This is a genomic window from Streptomyces sp. NPDC005281 (assembly GCF_040607495.1).
Taxonomy (GTDB): Bacteria; Actinomycetota; Actinomycetes; order Streptomycetales; family Streptomycetaceae; genus Streptomyces.
Map to the genome: position 1 here is coordinate 222,213 of NZ_JBEXGX010000009.1, position 16,612 is coordinate 238,824.

Consider the following 16,612-nt stretch of genomic DNA (forward strand, 5'->3'; position numbering starts at 1 on the left):
CTAGTCTCGCGGCAGGCCGAGCATGCGCTCGGCCACGACGTTGAGCTGGACCTGGGTGGTGCCGCCCGCGATGGTCAGGCACCGGGAGAGCAGGAAGCCGTGCACGGCGCGCTCGCCCGGCCCCTCGCACAACGCGCCTTCGGGGCCGAGGAGTTCGAGCGCCAGCTCGGCGACCTTCTGCTGGTGTGCCGTCTGCACGAGTTTGCGGACGGAGGCACCCGCGCCCGGATCCACGCCGGAGACCTGGCGGAGGGTGGTGCGCAGCGTGATGCAGGCCAGGGCGTGCGCCTCGGCGAGCAGCGCTCCGAGCCGGGAGCCGTCGGCCTCGGTGGCGGCCGGTATCAGCGCCTCCAGGCCGGTGTCGAAGGTCAACTGGTCGGCCATGTGGACGCGTTCGTTGCCGAGCGTGTTGCGGGCGACCCGCCAGCCGTCGTCGACCTCGCCGACGACCGCGTCCGGGGGCAGCAGCACGTCGTCGAAGTACACCTCGTTGAACAGGGAGTCCCCGGTGATCTCCTTCAGCGGGCGGATGTCGATGCCGTCCGCGTTCTTCATGTCGACGACGAAGTAGGTGAGCCCCTGGTGCTTCGGCGCGGCCGGGTTCGTCCGGGCGAGGAGGATCCCGTGGTCGGCCCACTGTGCCGCGCTCGTCCACACCTTCTGTCCGTTGATCCGCCACCACCCGTCGTCCGTGCGCTCGGCGCGGGTGCGCAGCGAGGCGAGGTCGGATCCGGCGCCGGGCTCCGAGAAGAGCTGGCACCACAGGAGGTCGCCGCGCAGGGTGGGCGGCACGTAGCGCTCCAACTGCCGGGTGGTCCCGTGCGCGATGAGGGACGGCACGACCCAGGTCGCGATGCCCAGATCGCTGATGCGCACCCCGGCTTCGGCCAACTCTTGCTGTATGGAGAGCTGTTGTACGGGGTTCGCGCCGAGGCCGTACGGCGGGGGCAGATGCGGGGCGGCATACCCGGTGGGCGCCAGGGCCCTGCGGGCGTCCGCCGGACCGAGTCCGCGCGCTTGGCCGATCACCGTACGGGCCTCGGCCCGGTGTCCGGCGGCCTCCGGCGGCAGCTCCAGGCGCAGTTCCCTTCGTACGCCGTCGCGCGCGAGCCGCACCGCCCGCCGCAGGTGTCCGCCGCCGGCCCCGAGCAACTGCCGTGCCACCAGGGCCCGGCGCAGATACAGATGGGCGTCGTGCTCCCAGGTGAACCCGATGCCGCCGAGGATCTGGACGCAGTCCTTGGCGCAGGAGCAGGCGGCTTCCAGGGCGGTCCCGGCCGCGAGCGCGGTCGTCAATTCCCGTACATCGGCGGGCTCCTCCGCGGCACGGGCCGCGTCCCAGGTGAGCGCGCGTGCCTGTTCCAATCGCAGCAGCATGTCGGCGCACAGGTGCTTGACGCCCTGGAAGTGTCCGATGGGGCGGCCGAACTGCTCGCGGACCCTGGCGTGGGCGGCAGCCGTGTCCAGCGACCAGGCGGCGGTGCCGCAGGCGTCCGCGGCGAGGACGACGGCGGCGAGGTCGCGGATCAGCGACGGGCCGACCGCGAGAACCCGGTCGGCGGGAACCCGCACTCCCCGGGCCCGGACCTCGGCGGTCGCCCGCGTCGGATCGGCACTGTCGTGCGGCCGGACGGCCAGATCGGCGGCGTCCACCACCAGCCAGAGGACGCGGCCGGAAACGACACCCGCGCCGCGGGGGCCGCCGGACTCAGCATCCCCGCCGAGGGACCCACCGGACACGGCGCCCGCGCCGAGGGAACTCTCGGAGGTGGACCCCTCACCAAGGGGGTTGCTGGACACGGCACCCCCGCCAAGGGAACCACCGGAGGCGGCACCCGCGACAAGGGAACTCCCGGACATGGACCCCATGTCCGCCGACGCCGCCAGCACGAGCACATCCGCGTCGGCGCCGGACAGTACGGGCGGCGCCGTCCCGTCCAGCACGTATCCGCCGTCCACCTCCCGCGCCGTCAGGGAGCCGGTTCCGAACGCCACGGCACCGATCCGCTCCCCGCACCCCAGCGCCCGTACGAGATCAGCGCGCCCCGGAACCCCTACGGAATCGCCCCTCGCACCCGCAGCACGCAGCTCGCCCGATTCACCCGGCTCGGCCGCCCCGCCCGCGAGCTCCGCCGCCAGCACCGCCGTCGCCAGGACGTTCGCGGCGAAGGGTCCCGGCAGTGCGGCCCGCGCGGCCTCCTCCACGACGACGGCGAGATCCACGAGGTCACCGCCACCACCGCCACAGGCTTCGGGAAGGTGTACGGCGAGCAGCCCCTGCGCGGCGAGCGCGTCCCAGAAGGGAGGCCTGCCGCCGCCCGGGGCGTCCAGGAGTTTGCGGACCTCCTCGGGCGGCACGGCGCGGGCGATCCAGCCGCGCACGGCCTCGGCCAGTTCCCGTTGCTCCGGCGTGACCGCGATGCCCATGCGTGCCTCCCGAAAGGCCGAAGGTGCGGGGATGCGCAAAGACCCAAGGTGCGGGGATCCGCGTCAGACTAGAACACGTTCCATTCTGACGATAGGTCAGATACCCATGGATCGGTCAAGAATTCGTTAGTACGCCGAAGCATCGGAATAGTTGCCCAGGCGCACCGGGTTCCTCATGCACGTACCCGCGCGGATCAGCCGACCGACGTCCCCGTGTCCCCTGGATCACCGACCGACCGTCCCGCACCCGCTCGGACCACCCCTCACCCCCCTCTCTCCCGAGAGCTCGCTTTTCTACGGCCTGGAGGCCCCCCGCAATGACGCACACGACGACCGGCAGCACCGCGCGGAGGCCGAGCGGCGCGACCGTGCCGGTGCTCGCCTTCGCGGGCATCGTTGTCGCGGTGATGCAGACCCTGCTCGTCCCGGTCATCAAGGACCTGCCGACGTTGCTGGGCACCGCGCCCAGCAACGCCACCTGGGTCCTGACCTCGACGCTGCTCGCGGGCGCCGTGGCCACGCCGATCATGGGCCGCCTCGGCGACCTCTACGGCAAGCGGCGCATGCTGCTGACCAGCCTGTCCGTGATGGTGGTCGGCGCCCTGGTCAGCGCGCTGAGCAGCACCCTGCTGCCGATGATCGTGGGCCGTTCGCTCCAGGGCTTCGCGATGGGCGCGATCCCGCTGGGCATCGGCCTGATGCGCGACATGCTGCCCCGCGAGAAGCTCGGCTCCGCGATGGCCCTGATGAGCTCCTCGATCGGCGTCGGCGGCGGACTCGCGCTGCCCGCCGCGGCCCTCGTCGCTCAGCACGCGAACTGGCACTCCCTCTTCTACGGCGCCGCCGGCCTCGGCGTCCTCTCGATCGTCCTCACCCTCCTCGTCGTGCCGGAGTCCCCGATGCGGGCCAAGGGCACCTTCGACGTGCTCGGCGCGATCGGCCTGTCCATCGGACTCGTGCTCTTCCTGCTGCCGATCACCAAGGGCAGCGACTGGGGCTGGACCGCGCCCACCACGCTCGGCCTGTTCGGCACGTCGATCGCCGTCCTCCTCCTGTGGGGCGTGATGGAGCTGCGTCTGAAGGCCCCGCTGGTCGACCTGCGCACCACGGCCCGCCCCGCGGTCCTCTTCACCAACCTCGCCTCGATCATGGTCGGCGTCTCCTTCTACGTCGTCTCCCTGGTCCTGCCGCAGCTGCTCCAGCTCCCCAAGGCCACCGGCTACGGCCTCGGCCAGTCGATGGTGAACGCGGGCCTGCTCGTGATGCCGCTCGGCCTGACGATGATGGTCACGGCGCCCGTGTACGCGCGGCTGTCGGCGAAGTACGGCCCCAAGGTCACCCTCATCCTCGGCATGGTGATCATCGGGATCGGCTACGGCGCCGGTCTCGGCCTGATGAACGCCGCCTGGCAGTCGCTGGTCATCGCGGTGATCCTGGGCGCGGGCATCGGCCTCGCCTACTCCTCGCTGCCCGCCCTGATCATCGGCTCGGTCCCGGCCTCGGAGACGGGCGCGGCCAACGGTCTGAACACCCTGATGCGTTCCATCGGGACGTCTGTGTCGAGCGCCGTCATCGGCATGGTGCTCGCCAACACGGCGCACCATGTCGGCGGGGCCGCGATCCCGACCATGCACGGCTTCCGGATGTCGTTCATGATCGCCACGGGTGCCGTCGCGGTCGGTCTGCTCATGGCCCTCTTCCTGCCGGGCCGCCGCCCGGCCACCAAGCCCTCGCTGGTCGCCAGCAGCGAGGAGGACGCGGCGCTGGAGCGGGCGCACGAGGTGCTCGGCGGATTCCACGGCCGGATTCTGAGCGCCGGGGGCACTCCGGTGGCCCGCGCCAAGGTCACCCTGATCGACCGGCGCGGCCGCCAGGCGGGCGCCACCCACTCGGCCGAGGACGGCAGCTTCGCGCTCGCCGTGCCGGCACAGGGCGCGTACGTGCTCGCCGCGCGGGCCGCGGGCCACGGCCCGCTCGCCTCGTCGGCCACGCACGCGGGCGACGACCGGCCGGTCACCCTCGACCTGTCCCTCCCGGGCGAGAACGCCGACGTCACCGCCTGACCTCCGGGGTCCCGCCCGGAGTGATCATTGACACCCCCGCCGCCCACGCGGCGGGGGTGTGGTGCACGATGCTGCGCGTACCCGTTGTTCGCACCGTTGGAGGAACCTCATGTCCGCGGCACCCAAGCCCGAGATCCTCGCCGCCTTCGAGGCCGCGAAGGGGTTCATGCCGCGCGGTGAGGGACTCGCGCTGTACGAGGCCGCCGTCGAGGCCGGCCGGCTCGGACTGCCGCTCCTGGAGGTCGGCACGTACTGCGGCCGTTCCACGATCCTGCTCGCCGACGCGGCCCGTGCGGCCGGGGTGACCGCGATCACGGTCGACCACCACCGGGGCAGCGAGGAGCAGCAGCCGGGCTGGGAGTACCACGATCCGTCGACGGTCGACCCGGAGATCGGCCTGATGGACACGCTTCCCGCCTTCCGCCGCACCCTGCACCGGGCGGGCCTCGAGGACCACGTGGTCGCGCTGGTCGGCCGCTCGCCGCAGATCGCCGCCTTCTGGGGCACGCCGCTCGGCCTCGTCTTCATCGACGGCGGCCACACCGACGAGCACGCGAGCGGCGACTACGAGGGCTGGGCGCCGCATGTCGCCGAGGGCGGCCTCCTGGTCATCCACGACGTGTTCCCCGACCCCGTCGACGAGTTCACCGGCCAGGCCCCCTACCGCGTCTGGCTCCGGGCCCTGGAATCGGGCGCGTTCACCGAGATCGCGGTGGCCGACTCGTTGCGCGTCCTGCGGCGAACCGGAGCAGGGATCTGAGCGCGCGGTTAGAGTCCTTGACGTGTCGTACGTAGGCCCTGACTTCGATCCGCCCCAGCCGCGCCGTTTCCGGCGCGGACCACTCACCGTCGCGCTCGTCGCGCTCGTACCGGGCGCGCTGGCCGGCTGGCTGGTGTACCAGGCCGTGGGAGACAACTCGGGGGGCGGCTCCGACCGGGCCGTTCCCGCGTCGTCGTCGTCCCCGCCCGGCTCCGCCCCCGCCGCCTCCTCCTCCTCTTCCTCCTCCGCGCGTCCGTCCGCCTCGGCGACGGGCGACGCCAAGCCGGGCAAGTCGTCCGCCCCGGCATCCTCCTCCTCGGCGCCCGCCGTCTCGGGCTCGCTCAAGGGCAAGGTCATCGTCATCGACCCGGGGCACAACCCGGGCAACTTCCGGCACACGTCCGAGATCAACCGCAAGGTGAACATCGGAACGAACTGGAAGGCGTGCGACACGACCGGCACGTCGACCAACGCGGGTTACACGGAAGCCAGGTTCACCCTCGACGTCGCGCACCGGGTGCGGGCCATCCTCGAACAGCAGGGTGCCAAGGTCGAGTTCACCCAGGACGGCAACCGTTCCTTCGGCCCCTGCGTCGACGAGCGGGCCCGTATCGGTAACGCGGCGCACGCGGACGCGGTCGTCTCCATCCACGCCGACGGGTCGGCGCAGGGCAACCGCGGCTTCCATGTGATCCTCCCGGCGTCGGTGCACGCGGGTGCCGCCGACACCCGCCCGATCGCCGCCGCCTCGCGCGATCTCGGCGAGCGCATCGCGGGCCTGTTCGTCCGCGAGACGGGCAGCGCGCCCTCCAACTACGTCGGTGACGGCACCGGACTTGTGGTCCGTAGGGATCTCGGCGGTCTCAATCTGTCAACGGTTCCCAAGGTGTTCATCGAGTGCGGCAACATGCGCGATACGAAGGACGCTGCGCTGCTCACCAGTGGCGCCTGGCGTGAGAAAGCGGCACGGGGGATCTCTGAAGGAATCGTTGGTTTCCTGCACGGGTAGTGATCTACGGATCCAACCCGGCGACACCCTGATCGTCCGGACGATAGTGTCGTCCGTACGATAAAGGGCTACCCCCCGCGCTTCACACCGAGTCCCGACAACGGCACCATGTCGGTGACACGGCGCACAGCGATGCCTCACCGACGACGAGACGACTGACGAAGGACCTGAAGTGAATATCCGCTCCCTCACTCGAGGCGACGGCGTGGTGATCGGAGCAGCGGTGTTGCTCTTCATCGCGTCCTTCCTCAAGTACTACTCCGGCTCCGGGTACTACGAGGCACCTACCGCGTGGGACAACCTCGGCGAAGGCCTCGGCCTCTACATGGGCGGGGTCATCGGCGCCGCCCTGATCGTCGTCAACCGCTGCCTGCCGCAGCCGCGCAAGGTCCTCGGGCTCGACCTGGGCGCAGTCGGCGTGGCATTCACCGTGCTCGTCGCCTGGATCCAGTTCTGGTCGCTGGTGGACGTCCCCAACGGCATCAGCGCGGGCGCCGGTCTCATCCTCGGCTTCATCGCGGCCCTCGTCCTGGTCGGCGGCGCCGTCGCGACCCCGCTCGTCCCCGCCCTCCAGGCCGCTCTCATGAGCGCCCCGACCCCGCACGCCCCGCAGCCCTATGGCGCCCAGCCGCAGGGTGGTTACGGATACCCGGGGGCCCCGCAGCCCGGCCAGCCCGGCCAGCAGCCCTCCTTCGGCGGCCAGCCCTCGCAGCCCTCTCAGCCGGCGCAGCCGTTCGGCGGGCAGCCGAGCCAGCCGTCGATGCCGCAGACGCAGACCCCGGCCCAGGACTTCTCGCCGTTCTGGTTCGCCGTCCCGGTCGCGCGGCCGCTCTTCTCGGAGGACGGCGCGCAGGCGCCGATCGCCGAACTGGCGCCGGGCTCCTGGTACCTGGCCGTCGAGCAGCGCGGTGCGACCCTGGTCGCGCAGACGCAGGACGGCCGTCGTGGTGTGCTTCAGGACACCTCGGGGATCCAGCGCGGCTGATCCGCGAATCGCTCTCGCCACGGCCCCTCGCCCTTTCCGGCGGGGGGCCGTTGTCGTACAGTCGCAGCACCCCACGTAACTGACGGGTCGTCAGAATGCTGGCTCTGGAGGCGACATGCGGCTAGGTCTCGCGCTCGGCTACTGGGGGCGCGGCCCCTCGGCGGACCATGTGCCGCTCGCCCAGGAGGCGGAGCGGCTCGGCTACCACTCGGTGTGGACCGCCGAGTCCTGGGGTTCGGACGCGTTCACCCCGCTCACCTGGATCGCGGCGCACACCACCCGCATCCGGCTCGGCACGGCCATCGCGCAGATGGCCGCGCGCTCCCCCACCACCACCGCGATGCACGCGCTCACCCTCGACCATCTGTCGGGCGGCCGCATGATGCTCGGCCTCGGCCTGTCGGGGCCCCAGGTCGTCGAGGGCTGGTACGGAAGGCCGTTCCCGAAGTCGCCGCTGACAGCGACCCGGGAGTACGTCGACGTCGTACGCCAGGTCCTCAGGCGCGAGGGTCCTGTCGAGCTGGACGGACGCTTCCACTCCCACCCGTACCGGGGCGCCGACGGCACGGGGCTCGGCAAGGCGCTGAAGCCGATCACCCACCCGCTGCGGGCCCGACTGCCGATCCTGCTCGGTGCGGAGGGGCCGAAGAACATCGCGCAGACGACCCGGATCGCGGACGGCTGGCTGCCGCTGTACTGGTCGCCGACGCGCCCCCGGGCGTACGAGGCCTCGCTCGCCGGCCTGCCCGAGGGCTTCCTCGTGGCGCCCATGGCCCGGGCGCACGTCTGTGACGACGTCGCCGAAGGGCTGCTGCCGGTCAAGGCGATGCTCGGCTTCTACATCGGCGGGATGGGACACGCGGCCCGCAACTTCCACGCCGACCTGATGGCCCGGATGGGCTTCGAGGAGGAGGCCCGCAGGATCCAGCGGCTGTTCCTGGAGGGACGCCGGGAAGAGGCCGTGCTGGCCGTCCCGGACGCCTTCGCGGACGAGATCTCGCTCGTCGGCCCGCGTGAACGCATCGCCGAGCGGCTGGAGTTGTGGCGCAAGGGCCCGGTGACCGACCTGCTGGTCCTGTCCCCGGACCCCCACACCCTGCGCGTACTGGCCGAGCTGAACTCCTAGGGCCCGTCCGAGCGCCCGTTCCGAACGCCCGTCCGCGTCCCTAGCCGCCGCTGAGCTGGGACGCCGACGGCACCTTGTCCTTGACCTCGGCGCCCGCGCTCTTCCCGGCCTCCTTCACCTTGGTGATGACGTCGTCGAAGGAGTTCGCCACGGAGTCCGTCGAATCGCCCTTGCGCAGCTTGGCGGGCAGGTTCTTGAGCGCGGCGATCCCCGCGGCGAGCGGCGCGACGGCCTTGGACAGCGCGGGGTCGCCCTCGGCGTTCTTCGAGGCGGCCTTGAGCCGGTTGTACGCGAAGACCCCGGCGAGCCCGGCCTTGACCAGGGCGAGCTTGCGGCCCTTGGTGCCCTTCTTGAACTTGCCCGCCTTCCAGGGCTTGACGATCCACTGGTAGGTCGCGCCGGCCGCGAGCCCCGCGTTCGCCACGAAGCGGGTCTTGGCGAACTTCTGCTTCTCGGCCGACGTGGTCGGCGTGGGAGTGGCGGCCATCGGTGCCACGGCGGCGGTGTCCTGTCCGGATCCGCCGCCGCCACAGGCCGTGGCACCGCTGATCAGGACGCAGGAGAGGGTCAGCGCCACGATCAGGCGCCGTATGGGTACGGGCACGGAATCCTCCGGATGAGGGGCGGTTCTCCCCGGTCCGCCGGGTCTCCCGCCTCGCGGGCGAACACGGCTCTTCCCGGCAGCCTCACCCGGGGCCGGGGGCCGGGCCACCCGGCGGGGCCCGTTCGGGTTTCATCCGGGAACGACGGGCAACACGCTGGTCATGTCCTCTAGATATCGCAACGGCTCGAATCAGGCGGGGACGGTCATCGCGATCATCGCGGACGTCATGGCCGTCATCCTCGGTCTCTGGATCCTGATGTATCTGCTCGACGCCAATCGTGGCAACGACCTCGTGCAGTTCATCCACAGCACCGCGAGCTGGCTGGCCGGCTGGTCGCGTGACCTGTTCACCTTCGACAAGGCGTGGGCGCGTGTCGTCGCCGGCTACGGACTCGCCGCCGTCGTCTACCTGTTCATCGGCCACGCCGTCGCCAACCGCATGCACCGCCACTGACCGGCACCGACGGCCGGAAGCACACAGCGGTTCCGGAGTGTCCGGACGGTCCGGGAAGCGAGGACCGTCCGGACCTTCAGCCGGTCGTCGAGCAGCAGTCGGGGTCCAGGCCGGCGGGCAGGCGCTCGCCGCCGAAGACCTCACAGGTGGGCTCGTCGCCGCCGAGCGCGGCGACCGCCAGCAGCAGGGAGCCCGCGGTCCAGGTGGTGAGCTCCTCGGGCCAGACGGCCCGGTCCTCGAAGACATAGCCCGTCCAGTACAGACCGGACTCCGGATCGCGCAGGTGCTGGATGGACTGGAGGATCTCCAGGGCCCGGTCGGACTCGCCGACCGCCCAGAGCGTCAGGGCGAGTTCGGCCGATTCACCGCCGGTCACCCACGGGTTGGGAATCACGCAGCGCACCCCGAGACCGGGCACCACGAAGCGGTCCCAGCCGTCCTCTATACGGGACTTGGCCTCGGCATCGGTCAACGCACCGCCGAGCACCGGGTAGTACCAGTCCATGGAGTAGCGGTCCTTGTCGAGGAACCGCTCCGGGTGCCGCCGGATCGCGTGCCGCAGCGCGCCGACCGCCAGCTCCCAGTCGGGCTGCGGCTCTTCGCGCTGCTCGGCGATGGCGAGCGCACAGCGCAGCGCGTGGTGGACCGACGAACTCCCGGTCAGCAGCGCGTCCTCGACGACCCGTCCGTCGTCCTCGCGCTTCCAGCCGATCTGCCCGCCGGGCTGCTGGAGCCGCAGCACGAACTCGATGGCCGCGTAGACCGCGGGCCACATGCGGTCCAGGAACACGTCGTCGCCGGTCGCGAGGTAGTGGTGCCAGACGCCGACCGCGATGTAAGCGCAGAAGTTGGTCTCGCGGCCGCGGTCGGTGACGTCCTCGAAGTCCCCGTCCGCGTAGGCCGCGTACCAGGAGCCGTCGTCGTTCTGATGCCATGCCAGCCACTCGTAGGCCCGCTCGGCGGCCTCGTGCTCGCCGGCCGCGTCGAGCGCCATGGCGGCCTCGGTGTGGTCCCACGGGTCGAGGTGGTGGCCGCGGAACCACGGGATGGCTCCGTCGGGGCGCTGCACCGCGAGGATCCCGCGCACGGTGGCGGCGGCCTCCTCGGCGGTGAGGACCCCGGGCAGGACGAGGTGTTCTGTCCGCCGGGGAGTGGTCACTTGGTGTCCGTCCCGGAAGCGGCGGTCGCGGAGTCCGCCGTGCCGGCGAGCTCGGGCAGGTGCGGCTTGGTCGCGTACGCCACGAAGCTCTTGCCGATCACCGGGTTGAGCGCCTGCTCGACGACCCGGGTGGCCAGCGGCTTCTTCATGATGTCCCAGACCAGCAGCTTGTGGTACGCCCGCACGGGCAGCGCCTTGTCGTTGTCGACGCCGAACGCGCACTTCAGCCACCAGTACGGCGAGTGCAGCGCGTGCGCGTGGTGCGAGCCGTAGGGCCGCAGCCCGGCCTCGCGGATCTTCCCGAGCAGCTCGTCCGCCTTGTAGATGCGGATGTGGCCGCCCTCGACCTCGTGGTAGGCGTCGGACAGGGTCCAGCAGACCTTCTCGGGGCCGTAGCGCGGCACGGTGATGGCGATGCGCCCGCCCGGCCTGAGCACACGGACCATCTCGGCGAGGACGCCCTTGTCGTCCGGGATGTGCTCCATGACCTCGGAGATGATCACGACGTCGAAGGACTCGTCGGGGAAGGGCAGGGCGAGGGCGTCACCCTCCATGGCCGTGGCGGTGGCCCCGGCGGGCGCCTCCCCGGCCTCCTTCATCGCCGCGAACCACTTCGCGACCTCGCGGATCTCCTCGCCGTTCTGGTCCAGCGCCACGACCTGCGCGCCGCGCCGGTAGCACTCGAAGGCGTGCCGGCCGGCACCGCATCCGAGGTCCAGGACGCGGTCGCCCGGCGCGAGCGGGAACCGGGAGAAGTCGACGGTCAGCACGTGGCCCTGCTTTCGCGGTTGGCTGCAACTAGTTCTTCGGCGGCGGGAGTGTCTTCCGCGGCCCCGGCGCTGTCGGGTCCCGGGGCCGCCGGGGAGCCGGCGTCCGGCGCGCCGCCGCGACCGTCGGTGCCCGCGGCGGCGGCGCGCGAGCGGAGCCGGGACGCGGGGAGGGCCATCGCCGCACGGTAGTGGGCCACCGTGCCCTCGGCCGCCTTGGCCCAGGTGAAGCGCGCAAGGACGCGCTCGCGCCCGGCGGAGCCGAGCCGGGCCCGCAGCGCGGGGTCGCCGAGGAGCCGGCCGAGGGCCGCCGCCAGCGCTCCCGGGTCGCCCGGCGGGACCGCGAGGCAGGTCTCGCCGTCGGTTCCCGCGACCTCGGGGATCGCTCCGCCGGTGGTGGCCACCAGCGGCGTCCCGGTGGCCATCGCCTCGGCGGCGGGCAGCGAGAAGCCCTCGTACAGGGAGGGCACACAGGCGACCTCGGCCGAGCGGACGAGGTCCACGAGCTCGGCGTCGGAGATGCCCTTGACGAACTCGACGGCGCCGTCGAGGCCGTAGCGCTCGATGGCCTGGGCGACCGGCCCGTCCTCGGCGCGCTTGCCGACGACGACGAGGTGCGCGCCCGGGTGTTCGGTGCGCACCTTCGCGAGCGCCTCGACGAGGAACACCAGGCCCTTGAGCGGCACGTCGGCGCTGGACGTGGTCACGATGCGGCCCGGCACCTGGGGCACGGACGGATCCGGCGAGAAGAGGTCGGTGTCCGCGCCGATGTGGACGACGTGGATGCGGTCCCGCTCGACCCGCAGATGGTCGACGATCTCCTGGCGGGAGGTGCCGGAGACGGTGAGGACTGACGGCAGACGGCGCGCGACGCGCTTCTGCATACGGGTGAAGGCGTACCAGCGGCGGACCGAGGCGCGGCGCTGCCAGCCCTCGGCCGCGTCCAGCTCCAGCTGCCGGTCGACGGTGATGGGGTGGTGGATGGTGGTCACCAGCGGGGCGCCGACATCCCCCAGCAGTCCGTAGCCGAGCGTCTGGTTGTCGTGGACGACGTCGAACTCGCCGCGCCGGGCCCGCAGATGGCGGCGGGCGCGCAGCGAGAAGGTCAGCGGCTCGGGGAAGCCGCCGGTCCACATCGTGCCGACCTCGAGGGCGTCGATCCAGTCCCGGTACTCGTCGCGCCCGGGGGTGCGGAAGGGGTCGGGCTGGCGGTAGAGGTCGAGGCTGGGCAGCTCGGTGAGGCTCAGGCCGTCGAGACCCTCGTCGAGCACGGGGTAGGGCTGGGATCCGATGACCTCGACACGGTGACCGAGGCGGGCGAGTTCGCGCGAGAGATGCCGTACATAGACACCCTGGCCGCCGCAGAACGGGTTGCCCTTGTAGGTGAGGAGCGCGATGCGCAGGGGTTGTTCCCCGTCGGCTGCCGCGCCCTTCCCGGGGTCCGCCTCCATGGCCTCAGCGGTCACTTCCGGTCCCCTTCTCCCTGCACTTTCCCGCGAGATTACGCCGGGACGCTAATCTAGAACAAGTTTCAGACTTGATCGTTCACGGAGCATTGAATCTACCGGCAGGTAGCGCCGCTGTGAGCGGTGGATCAGGTGATTCACGCCACGACGGGACGGCGGGATCAGCTGGTCCACTCGGTGGCGCCGCACCCAGCCGGGCCGGCTCGTCGCTCCCTCTCGCTGATGTCACGGAACGGACCCATGCCTGCGGAAGCCAAGGCGGACTCGAAGAACGCGCGACCGGCGCCGGGGGCCAGCACGCCCGCCGCACCGTCCGGCACCGCGCACACCCGGCCGCACTCCATGTCGCATCCCGCCTCTCCCCCGCTCACCGAGCGTCAGGAGGCGCGCCGCCGCCGGATCCTGCACGCGAGCGCGCAGCTGGCCAGCCGGGGCGGGTTCGACGCCGTGCAGATGCGCGAGGTCGCGGAGTCCTCCCAGGTCGCGCTCGGCACCCTGTACCGCTACTTCCCCTCGAAGGTGCATCTGCTGGTCGCCACGATGCAGGACCAGCTGGAGCGCATGCACGGCACGCTGCGCAAGAAGCCGCCGGCCGGGGACACGGCCGCGGAGCGGGTGGCGGAGACGCTGATGCGGGCGTTCCGCGCCCTCCAGCGCGAGCCGCACCTGGCCGACGCGATGGTCCGCGCGCTCACCTTCGCTGACCGCAGTGTCAGCCCCGAGGTCGACCAGGTCTCGCGGCAGACCACGGTGATCATCCTGGACGCGATGGGCCTCGACGACCCGACACCGGCCCAGCTCTCGGCCGTCCGCGTCATCGAGCACACCTGGCACTCGGCCCTGATCACCTGGCTCTCCGGCCGCGCCTCGATCGCCCAGGTCAAGATAGACATCGAAACGGTCTGCCGCCTGATCGACCTGACCGGCCCGCAGGACCCCGGCCGGAGCCGGTAGGGCCCGGAGGGCCGCCGGAGCCGGGAAGACCGGGGCGGTCGCCTGAGCCGGGAGGGCCGGGACTGACCGGAGGGCCGCCGGTGCCGGGGAGACCGGGACGGCCCGGGCGGTCGCCGGAGCCGGGGTCAGCCCACCTGCTCCAACCCGCTCCAGCTGCGCCCGATCGCCTTCTCCTCCGCCCAGCGTTCCAGCAGCCGCCGGGCGTCCGCCTCCGGGGCGGCCAGCGACACCGCCTGGGCGCCCGCCCGTACATGGCGTTCCTGCTGATGGGTGCCCTCGCTGCAACAGGCGCAGAGGAGGCGTACGGCACTGGCCGGCTCGGCGCCGAAGCCGTGCTCGGTGAACAGGGCGAGCAGCGCCTCCAGGTCGGCCGCGTCGCCCGCGGCGACCGTCACCTCCAGGGTCGGCAGCGGCGACTCCTCGAAGAGCGTGAGCTCGTCGAACACGGGAAACGTCGTGCCGTCGTAGACCCGCTCCCCCTTGGGTTCGCCGTCGTGCACCACGATCTCGCCGTACCGCCGCCCGCCCGTGACGGGCACGTTCACCACGCGCCCCCGGGTCGGGCACAACCGCTCGATCCACACGACCTCCCGCTCCCCTTCGGTGTCCAGCCGTACGCAGGCGGCGCCGAAGCGGCCCTCGATCTCGCCCTCCCCGTCGGGGAGTTCGATGCCGAAGCCGCTCCAGGCGTCGCGGGCCGTGGTCCAGTCCCGCAGAATCGTGGCGGCGACGCCGAGGTTCCAGTACGCCGGATCGCCCTCGCCGCGCGGGGCACGGGCCGCCGCCTCGCGTCCGAGCTCGCGGGCCTTCTCCCAGTTGCGCAGGAACTTGTGGGCGAGCGCGGCGTCGTACCACCACACCGCGCTCGGCCCCTCGTCGGGGAAATGCGCGAGCACCCGCTCGTAGAGGTCGGCGGAGCGCTGCCACTCCTCCGCGTCCCACGCCGTCGTCGCTTCGCTGATCAGCTTCCTGGCCTCGGACTTGTGCACGCTTCCCGCCCCGGTCGATCCGTCGAAGCGGCGAGGATATCCGGGGAGCGGCCCGCCCTCGTGCCCGGCCCCGCGCCCTATTCCTCCGGCGGGAACACCGGCTCGCCGCTGCTCAGCAGGGAGATCATGACGGCCTCCACCGGGCAGCCCTCGGCCGCTTCGAGGATCTTCTCGTTGGCGTCGGTCTCCGGCTCGAGGGGGTGGGACTGCATGCCTGCGTCGAGGCGGAAGGCGTCCGGGGCCAGGTGGACGCACTGGGCCGAGCCGATGCAGACCGAGCGGTCGACCCCGACCTGCCAGCGGTCGCCCATCCTCAGGCCTCCCAGCCGGCCGGCAGGTGGATCATCTTGTGCTCCAGGAACTCGCCGTACCCCTCGGGCCCGAACTCCCGCCCCAGACCGGAGTTCTTGTAGCCGCCGAAGGGGCCCAGCATGTCGAGGCTGAAGGTGTTCACCGAGTAGGTGCCGGTACGGACCTGGCGGGCGATGTCGATGCCATGGGCGACGTCCGCCGTCCAGACGCTGCCGCTCAGCCCGTAGTCGGAGTCGTTGGCGATCTTCACGGCCTCGGCCTCGTCGCCGTAGGGGAGAAGGCAGATCACCGGGCCGAAGATCTCCTCCCGGGCGATGCGCATCGAGTTGTCGACGTCTCCGAACAGGGTCGGCTCGACGTACCAGCCGCGGTCGAGGCCCTGCGGACGCCCGCCGCCCGCCAGGATCTTGGCGCCCTCCTCCTGGCCGATGCGGATGTAGTCGAGGTTGCGCCGCTGCTGCCGCTCGGCGACCAGCGGGCCGACCTGGGTGGCCGGGTCGAGCGGATCGCCGACGACCAGCGCGTTCGCCGCCGAGGCGAAGGCGTCCGCGAACTCGTCGTAGCGCGAGCGGGGCACGAGGATGCGGGTCTGGGCCACGCACGCCTGGCCGTTGTTCATCCAGGCAGCCGAGACGATCCCGGGGACGGAGGTGCCGAGGTCCGCGTCAGGCAGGACGACGGCCGCCGACTTGCCGCCCAACTCAAGGGTCACGCGGGTGAGATGACGTGCGGCGACCTCCATGACCCGCTTGCCCGCGGCGACCGAGCCGGTGAAGGAGACCTTGTCGATGCCGGGATGCCCGACCAGGTACTCGCTGACCTCGCGGTCGGCCGGGAGGATCGACAGCACCCCTTCGGGCAGTCCGGCCTCCTTCGCGATCTCCCCCAGCAGATAGGCGTCCAGGGGCGATTCGGGCGACGGCTTCAGTACGACGGTGCAGCCGGTCAGCAGCGCGGGGGCGAGCTTGGCCGCCGCCACGAACTGGGGGACGTTCCACGGCACCACGGCCGCCACCACGCCCACCGGCTCACGGCGGACGAGGAGTTTGCCGAGGACCCCGTCGCGCCTCTCCTCGTACGTGTAGCCGCGCGCGACCGTGATCGCCGAGTCCCACACCATCATCGCGCCGAGGGCCTGCGCGAGGACGCTCCAGGAGTAGGGGGAGCCGTTCTCGGAGGAGATGACGCGGGCGATCTCCTCGTGGCGTACGGCGATGGCGTCCTTGATCCGGGCCACGACCGCGATCCGCTCGCCGAGAGTCATGCGCGGCCAGGGGCCCTCGTCGAACGCCCGGCGCGCGGCGGCGACGGCCCGGTCCACATCCGCCGCCGAGGCGTGCGGCACCCGGCCGATGACCTTCTCGGTGTGCGGCGAGATCACCTCGATGACGTCCTTGCCGAGGGGGTCGGTCAACTCCCCGCCGATGAACAGCTGTCCGTGTTCCACGAGCTCGGTCATGGCCGACTGCCTCCCAGGGGCGCTCTCCGGCACCATGTCTGACGCTTCATCAGATACGAGAACTGATACCAGTTCCGG

At 71.8% G+C, this 16,612-nt stretch carries 15 protein-coding genes; 7 read left to right on the top strand and 8 right to left on the bottom strand.

What is annotated here, in order from left to right:
- Complete coding sequence (locus tag ABZV42_RS15535; protein ID WP_356052204.1) at nucleotides 1–2,427, bottom strand: acyl-CoA dehydrogenase; 2,427 nt, start codon at nucleotides 2,425–2,427, stop codon at nucleotides 1–3.
- Nucleotides 2,428–2,744: 317 nt separating this feature from the next.
- Here ABZV42_RS15535 and ABZV42_RS15540 point away from each other — a divergent pair, with 317 nt between their 5' ends.
- The 5 genes from ABZV42_RS15540 to ABZV42_RS15560 all read left to right on the top strand — a co-directional run bounded on the left by ABZV42_RS15540 (nucleotide 2,745) and on the right by ABZV42_RS15560 (nucleotide 8,370).
- Nucleotides 2,745–4,490, top strand: a complete 1,746-nt coding sequence (locus ABZV42_RS15540; protein WP_355985066.1) for an MFS transporter — start codon at nucleotides 2,745–2,747, stop codon at nucleotides 4,488–4,490.
- Nucleotides 4,491–4,599: 109 nt separating this feature from the next.
- Entirely contained in the window at nucleotides 4,600–5,250 is a 651-nt protein-coding gene (locus ABZV42_RS15545) for a class I SAM-dependent methyltransferase (protein WP_355985064.1), read from the top strand.
- A gap of 22 nt (nucleotides 5,251–5,272) precedes the next feature.
- Nucleotides 5,273–6,259, top strand: a complete 987-nt coding sequence (locus ABZV42_RS15550; protein ID WP_356052206.1) for an N-acetylmuramoyl-L-alanine amidase — start codon at nucleotides 5,273–5,275, stop codon at nucleotides 6,257–6,259.
- Between the two features lie 172 nt (nucleotides 6,260–6,431).
- Complete coding sequence (locus ABZV42_RS15555) at nucleotides 6,432–7,244, top strand: DUF5336 domain-containing protein (protein ID WP_356052209.1); 813 nt, start codon at nucleotides 6,432–6,434, stop codon at nucleotides 7,242–7,244.
- Nucleotides 7,245–7,359: 115 nt separating this feature from the next.
- Complete coding sequence (locus ABZV42_RS15560) at nucleotides 7,360–8,370, top strand: LLM class F420-dependent oxidoreductase (RefSeq protein ID WP_355985057.1); 1,011 nt, start codon at nucleotides 7,360–7,362, stop codon at nucleotides 8,368–8,370.
- A gap of 40 nt (nucleotides 8,371–8,410) precedes the next feature.
- On the opposite strand, the gene ABZV42_RS15565 is transcribed toward ABZV42_RS15560, so the two are convergent.
- Nucleotides 8,411–8,974: a hypothetical protein gene (locus ABZV42_RS15565; protein ID WP_355985055.1), complete on the bottom strand. Its 564-nt coding sequence runs from the start codon at nucleotides 8,972–8,974 to the stop codon at nucleotides 8,411–8,413.
- A 160-nt stretch (nucleotides 8,975–9,134) separates the two neighbouring features.
- On the opposite strand from ABZV42_RS15565, the gene ABZV42_RS15570 reads away from it, so the two are divergent.
- Nucleotides 9,135–9,428 carry a hypothetical protein gene (locus ABZV42_RS15570; protein WP_355985053.1) on the top strand — a complete coding sequence of 98 codons (294 nt, stop codon included), beginning with the start codon at nucleotides 9,135–9,137 and terminating at the stop codon, nucleotides 9,426–9,428.
- 76 nt (nucleotides 9,429–9,504) lie between these two features.
- Here the strand turns inward: ABZV42_RS15570 and ABZV42_RS15575 are convergent, their stop codons facing one another.
- From ABZV42_RS15575 to ABZV42_RS15585, 3 genes are read right to left on the bottom strand one after another with little or no spacing between them, the layout of a single operon-like run.
- On the bottom strand, nucleotides 9,505–10,587 hold the full coding sequence (locus ABZV42_RS15575; RefSeq protein ID WP_356052212.1) for a prenyltransferase: 1,083 nt from the start codon (nucleotides 10,585–10,587) through the stop codon (nucleotides 9,505–9,507).
- Nucleotides 10,584–11,357 (bottom strand): class I SAM-dependent methyltransferase, encoded by a 774-nt coding sequence (locus ABZV42_RS15580; RefSeq protein ID WP_355985048.1) that lies wholly within the window; start codon nucleotides 11,355–11,357, stop codon nucleotides 10,584–10,586. Before ABZV42_RS15580 ends, ABZV42_RS15575 begins: the two co-directional genes overlap by 4 nt.
- Nucleotides 11,351–12,820 carry a glycosyltransferase family 4 protein gene (locus ABZV42_RS15585; protein ID WP_356052214.1) on the bottom strand — a complete coding sequence of 490 codons (1,470 nt, stop codon included), beginning with the start codon at nucleotides 12,818–12,820 and terminating at the stop codon, nucleotides 11,351–11,353. Before ABZV42_RS15585 ends, ABZV42_RS15580 begins: the two co-directional genes overlap by 7 nt.
- Nucleotides 12,821–13,060: 240 nt before the next feature.
- Between ABZV42_RS15585 and ABZV42_RS15590 the strand changes: the two genes are divergently transcribed.
- Entirely contained in the window at nucleotides 13,061–13,774 is a 714-nt protein-coding gene (locus tag ABZV42_RS15590; protein ID WP_355985044.1) for a TetR family transcriptional regulator, read from the top strand.
- Nucleotides 13,775–13,899: 125 nt separating this feature from the next.
- On the opposite strand, the gene ABZV42_RS15595 is transcribed toward ABZV42_RS15590, so the two are convergent.
- The 3 genes from ABZV42_RS15595 to ABZV42_RS15605 form a co-directional block, all read right to left on the bottom strand.
- Nucleotides 13,900–14,763: a tetratricopeptide repeat protein gene (locus tag ABZV42_RS15595; protein WP_355985042.1), complete on the bottom strand. Its 864-nt coding sequence runs from the start codon at nucleotides 14,761–14,763 to the stop codon at nucleotides 13,900–13,902.
- A gap of 77 nt (nucleotides 14,764–14,840) precedes the next feature.
- Nucleotides 14,841–15,074 (bottom strand): ferredoxin, encoded by a 234-nt coding sequence (locus ABZV42_RS15600; protein ID WP_355985040.1) that lies wholly within the window; start codon nucleotides 15,072–15,074, stop codon nucleotides 14,841–14,843.
- 2 nt (nucleotides 15,075–15,076) lie between these two features.
- On the bottom strand, nucleotides 15,077–16,534 hold the full coding sequence (locus ABZV42_RS15605) for an aldehyde dehydrogenase (protein WP_356052217.1): 1,458 nt from the start codon (nucleotides 16,532–16,534) through the stop codon (nucleotides 15,077–15,079).
- Nucleotides 16,535–16,612 lie beyond the last annotated feature (78 nt).

What these genes read in the sequence shown, in the direction of transcription:
- ABZV42_RS15535 (WP_356052204.1), bottom strand. Translation starts at nt 2,427, where the DNA reads ATGGGCATCGCGGTCACGCCGGAGCAACGGGAACTGGCCGAGGCCGTG.
- ABZV42_RS15540 (WP_355985066.1), top strand. Translation starts at nt 2,745, where the DNA reads ATGACGCACACGACGACCGGCAGCACCGCGCGGAGGCCGAGCGGCGCG.
- ABZV42_RS15545 (WP_355985064.1), top strand. Translation starts at nt 4,600, where the DNA reads ATGTCCGCGGCACCCAAGCCCGAGATCCTCGCCGCCTTCGAGGCCGCG.
- ABZV42_RS15560 (WP_355985057.1), top strand. Translation starts at nt 7,360, where the DNA reads ATGCGGCTAGGTCTCGCGCTCGGCTACTGGGGGCGCGGCCCCTCGGCG.
- ABZV42_RS15570 (WP_355985053.1), top strand. Translation starts at nt 9,135, where the DNA reads ATGTCCTCTAGATATCGCAACGGCTCGAATCAGGCGGGGACGGTCATC.
- ABZV42_RS15590 (WP_355985044.1), top strand. Translation starts at nt 13,061, where the DNA reads ATGCCTGCGGAAGCCAAGGCGGACTCGAAGAACGCGCGACCGGCGCCG.
- ABZV42_RS15600 (WP_355985040.1), bottom strand. Translation starts at nt 15,074, where the DNA reads ATGGGCGACCGCTGGCAGGTCGGGGTCGACCGCTCGGTCTGCATCGGC.
- ABZV42_RS15605 (WP_356052217.1), bottom strand. Translation starts at nt 16,534, where the DNA reads ATGACCGAGCTCGTGGAACACGGACAGCTGTTCATCGGCGGGGAGTTG.